The organism is Ruminococcus sp. (genome assembly GCF_019417665.1).
In the GTDB taxonomy this organism is placed as follows: Bacteria; Bacillota; Clostridia; order Oscillospirales; family Ruminococcaceae; genus Ruminococcus_C.
Genome location: NZ_DXUU01000030.1, coordinates 1 through 5,031, shown reverse-complemented (window position 1 = coordinate 5,031; position 5,031 = coordinate 1). Strand labels below are relative to the sequence as shown.

Below are 5,031 nucleotides of genomic sequence, written 5' to 3'. Positions count from 1 at the left end.
TGCTCCTGAAACTGCGGAGATCGAAGATGTACCGGATTTCGGATTTGACAACTTGTCTGGGGTGGACTTTGGTGACCCGGAGCCAATGCCGCAGGAAGAAAAGGCTGAGCCTGTTGTGAATGCTCCTGAAACTGCGGAGATCGAAGATGTACCGGATTTCGGATTTGACAACTTGTCTGGGATCGACTTTGGCGAATCAGAGCCAACGCCGCAGGAAGAAAAACTTGAATCTATCGAAAATCCTTTTGAAGGTTTAGAAGCAGAGAATTTGCAATTTCCTCTAAGTGGTTCAATTTTATCCAAAGGCAGCAAATCTTCTGTAGAAGAAGAGCAAGTCAACTATAGCAAAATGGATATGTCCTGTTTTGAAGTTGAGCGTAAGGATGATGAAACAAGTAATGATAGGGTAGATTCGATTTGGGATGCTGCACCTTCTATTGCCAAACAAACAATTCATTATGATCCTGAGGTAATCAATTGTAATATTCCGAGCGATTTATCATATTGCATGATTACAATGCCTCAGCAAAGTCAGAACAAGTCGATGGAATGGAAGGAGAAATGCAGCAGCGCATTTCCGAAAGAACCATCTGAAATTCTTACATTGATTCACAAATGGTTTGAGCAGGAAAGTAGGGTATATCTGGCTCCGAAAATTGTAGCTGCCTCGCAGATTTGGACACTTGACGATATTCTGCAAAACGATTTTGTTAAGCAAGAAATTATACGGTGTAGTGCAAGCCTGTGGAATGAAGTGATCGAGCAAGCAGAGGGTATGGAATCAGTTTCTTGTATGCAATCATACTTTGTTGTGAAAATGCTGCATCATGTGATAAATTTCTATGTTACATACGCTGTTTAGCGAGAGGAAGGGTGTTATTTATGGCATACAATAATACAAATTCAGATGAAATCAGTATCAATGCGAATGAATCGAGCGTTGGAAATTCTGTAGTAACATTTTCATATAATAATTATGGAAATAAACAAGGTGATAGTTTTTCTGTTGATAAAAATACCGGAAAAGTGACATTGGGCGATAAAGGGATAAATTCATTTGTTGACCTTAATCTGGCTCTTCATGCAAATGGTAAAGATTATCAGCTTTACTATAACCCATTGTCAAAGTCTCCTGAAATTTATGCGTGCTTGAATGCTGGGACAGATGATGTTGAAGCATATTGCATTTTTACAAATGAAAATTTTGCAAATGGATTCCAATCATTGCAAAATGGCTCAGAGTATACAATTCAGATCGAAGGAACACAAATAGCGATTCGGGGTAATGATTGTAACTGGCTTTCAAATTCGGATGTGATTAGCAATACATTTGATGGCTTAAACAACGTCACTATCTCATCGGGCAATGGTGTTGAGATTGCTGAACAGAATGAAGTGACAACAACAGAAGAGAACACAGAAGAAACCACAGAAACAGAAAGCAATGAAGACATTGAGATGGTTGTAGACACGCTGCCGCCAGCGGAGGAAACGTCTGCCGTTGAAGCTACTGAGACAGAGGTTGAAATGACAACAACTGTTGTTGAAACAGTACCTGTTCCGATTAGGGACGATTCTTCACTCTCTATGCTTTCTATTGTGCTGATTGTTGTTGCCGTTGTTGGTATTGCAGCGTGTGCTTTATCCGCCTTTTTGTTCATAAAGTTGAACAAAGAAAAGGAAAAGAACAATAACCAGCAGGAAATGATCGCTCGTGGAAATCAGGAGAGAGAATTTGAAAAGCAGGAACTTGTCCGCAATACAGAAACCAAATTTACCAATAAAATGAAAGAACTCGAAGCGCAAAAGAACAGTCTTGCTAAAAAATTAGATGAAAAAAATTCTTTGTATGCAATGCAATCTGAGAAACTGAAAAAGGTAGAAAGTGATCTGGCATCCGCTAATGCCAATGTATCTCAGAAGGAAAATTCCGAAGCACAAATTCAGAAGCAGCTGGAAGAAAAAGAACAGCGTATCCAGCAGTTGGAAACTCAATTGCAGAATGCGCAAAAGCAGGTCTTAGACTACGAGAAGACTGTTTCGGATATGAAGAATCAAATTCAAAATGGACAGACAGGCAGCAATACTAATGCGCAGAATAATTCGCCGGCAAAACTGAATGGATATGACTTTGTGAAAATGGTTGCGCTGTCGACAAGTTATGCAGATAAATTTTCGGATGCAAAGTTCTTGAATATCAGCTCCAATCTGGTTGGTGAGGTTCAACTGAGCGAATCTGCATCTTATCGGACGGCTCCGTTGATTCTGATTAAGGATGCGCTTATGCTGAATCCGTATTACTATCGTGATCTTTCTGATTGTAAAGAACGCTATGATAACTTTGTACGAATTCAGGGTGCTTTCAAAATCGTAGGTCTTGTCGGTGATACGGCAACATATGGATTAGATTTCATTGCTCCTGCACAGGTTAAGTTCAGTAATGGTGCATATCATGTAGAAAGACTTGGACAAATTCGTGTTAAAGCGAATTAAAGTTAGATTTCTTGTTCGCACTCATTATTAAGAAAAAAATCCCGATTTGCAAACAGTACCTAAAACTCACATATTTTCATTGCGTTTATGCCGATATTTGAGCGATTTGGGATTTTCAAAAACCAAATTTATGATTTTCTCTACTTTTTCCAAATGGTCTGACGGCGGATTTATCACGAATAGAGGTTCAGATAGTTTTGAAGGTCTTCTCTGCTGAATCCGCTGTGAGCATTAAGAAACATTTTCATCAGACAATGAATCCTGTTCACAGGGTCAAGAGGATTCTCACTGTCAGCCAACCCCTTTAGCTCTGCCGATGAATAACTGATGCTTTTAAGACCAAGCTTTTCAACAAGCTTCTTATGCGTCTTTTCTTTGTCGTGTATCAAAGTAGAACCCGGAGCAATATGATCCTTGAATGTCTCATAGCTGCGTTTTTGTGATGGCTTGCCGAATCCTTTCACAAAACAGATCGTGTTTTTCTTATCTGTTGCAACGCCTATGCAGATCTGATTTCTTGATAGTTCACGAAGATAATTTCCATTTTCGTCTCTTTTTCTTTCACGCATAATGATGGAATAATAGGTTTCGTCAAGCCAGACAGTACCACTCAGAACAACATTATCCTGTGTGTTTTCAAGGGTCAGGAACAGCTTCTCAAGCCAATACTTTGATGTCGAGATGGCGTTTCGGTTATTCCATGAATCGGCATTCAGACTGACATATCGAAATATGTTCAGGCAATATTCTATCCATTCGCTGATAGGTATTTTACGTGATTCAAAGATAGTTCCGGTAGTTGGCTTGAATATCTTCCCGCACGAACAAATAAATCTTTGTATTCCATGATCGTCAGTTCCTTTCTTTGTGAAGAACTGAGAAGCGCAGTATGGACATGACTTTGGAACATAAGAGTTTATCATTTTGATCTCATACTCATCTGCTTCATGTGGGTGATGCTGTTCATAGATCATAGTATACTTCACCTTTAAAAAGTCCTGTGTTTCTGTTAAACTCTCAATACTGTCCCACGGAGTCTTTCTTCGTGATCTGCTTCTGTTTGACATATGAATCACTTCCTTGTTGAAGTGCTTCTATTATATCACTTTTAGGTACTGTTTGCAAATCGGGATTGTTTAAGAAATTGAATGGAGAAACATTAATATTATGATAGCATTTTTATTGATATTATTGATCATTGTTGCTGGAGCGGCTGCTTTTCTCTTTTATATGTGTATGCAGCAAAGAGAAAGAATCGCTGAGTTAAATGCAGTGAAGAAAAGAATGACTCAGAAAAAATTGCAAGGTAATGAAGAAAATCCTGCTGTACATAACTTGAAATCAGAAGTGGCACGTCTGCAGAACGAAAATAGAAAAATGAGTGAGACAATTAATAGTGCAAAAATAAGTTTTTTTTCGCTGTTAGAGAAAAGAGAAAGAGAAGCAAAAGCCAGATTGCAGGAACAACTAGATAAAAACAAACAGCTGGAAGAAAAATGTGTAAGCCTGAAACGTCAAGTAAGTCTGTTACAAGAAACAGCGGATAGTACTCGACAAACAAGTAACTCGACTCAGAAAAGAAAAGAAGAATTTGCAAACATTGAAAAGAAAAATGTATTGATGCAGAATCAATATGATCAGCTTTTAAGTGAGAATCAAGATCTTTTGAAAGAACGAGATGCACTGAATCGTGATCTTTTTAATTTGCAAAACGAAAAGCAGCAAATCGAGCAAATTCTGATGAAATCCAAAAAGATGCTTTTTGATCTGGAAACGAAGAACAAAAAACAAGAAGAACTTATCACAAGCCAGAACACTGAAATAAGAAAATTAAGACAGTTTGCACAACAAAATCATGCAAAAAGAAGTCCTGGCAAGGATTTTGAGGACTTATATAACAAGTTGGTTCAGAAGTACACTGAACTGTACTCGGCATATCAAAAAAAATGTCGTGATACGAATCCGTCAGCAAATTCTTCAATATCTTCTACCGTTTCCTCAAATAGTTTGACTCACGATAAGGTGAAAAAAACGCAACAAAGCGCATCAAATTTAACTGATGTGAAAATGGCGACTTCTCTTTTTCAGAATATTGATAAGGTGAATGAAGATGAGTTTGTTGCATATTTAACGATATCTCATAATCTAAGCGGTGATTTAAGGTTATCTGAAGCAGGAAATTATCGCAATGCGCAAATTGTTGCATTACGCAATGGCATGATCATCCCAAATCCTTATTATTATGCCAACTCGTTAACAAACGGTGAATTTGGAGATAGTTTTGATAAAATTAAGGATATTTTTCGTTTTTCAACTCAGATATACAATGACGCAAAATATTACATTGAAACAATTGCTCCAGCACGTTTTCACAATGAAAAAGGAAATTATATCATAGAAAGTCAGGGAGAAATCGGCATTAAGGAAGTGTAAGCTGACATTGGATCATTCCAATTTTATGCTTTGAGTTGGGAATTGAAAACAGGAGGGAGATATTCTATATGCTAGATATATTTGATCGCATAAAAGAATACGAAA

4 protein-coding genes are annotated in these 5,031 nt (G+C 37.7%); 3 read left to right on the top strand and 1 reads right to left on the bottom strand.

What is annotated here, in order from left to right; all coding sequences use genetic code 11:
• Positions 1 to 862, top strand: an 862-nt coding sequence (locus tag QZ375_RS08790; RefSeq protein WP_295218015.1) for a hypothetical protein, incomplete at its 5' end; no start/stop codon positions are given.
• 20 nt (positions 863 to 882) lie between these two features.
• On the top strand, positions 883 to 2,493 hold the full coding sequence (locus QZ375_RS08785; RefSeq protein ID WP_295218013.1) for a hypothetical protein: 1,611 nt from the start codon (positions 883 to 885) through the stop codon (positions 2,491 to 2,493).
• Between the two features lie 173 nt (positions 2,494 to 2,666).
• Here the strand turns inward: QZ375_RS08785 and QZ375_RS08780 are convergent, their stop codons facing one another.
• Entirely contained in the window at positions 2,667 to 3,560 is an 894-nt protein-coding gene (locus QZ375_RS08780) for a transposase (protein WP_295218011.1), read from the bottom strand.
• Positions 3,561 to 3,660: 100 nt separating this feature from the next.
• Here QZ375_RS08780 and QZ375_RS08775 point away from each other — a divergent pair, with 100 nt between their 5' ends.
• Complete coding sequence (locus QZ375_RS08775) at positions 3,661 to 4,926, top strand: hypothetical protein (protein ID WP_295218010.1); 1,266 nt, start codon at positions 3,661 to 3,663, stop codon at positions 4,924 to 4,926.
• Positions 4,927 to 5,031: the final 105 nt, after the last annotated feature.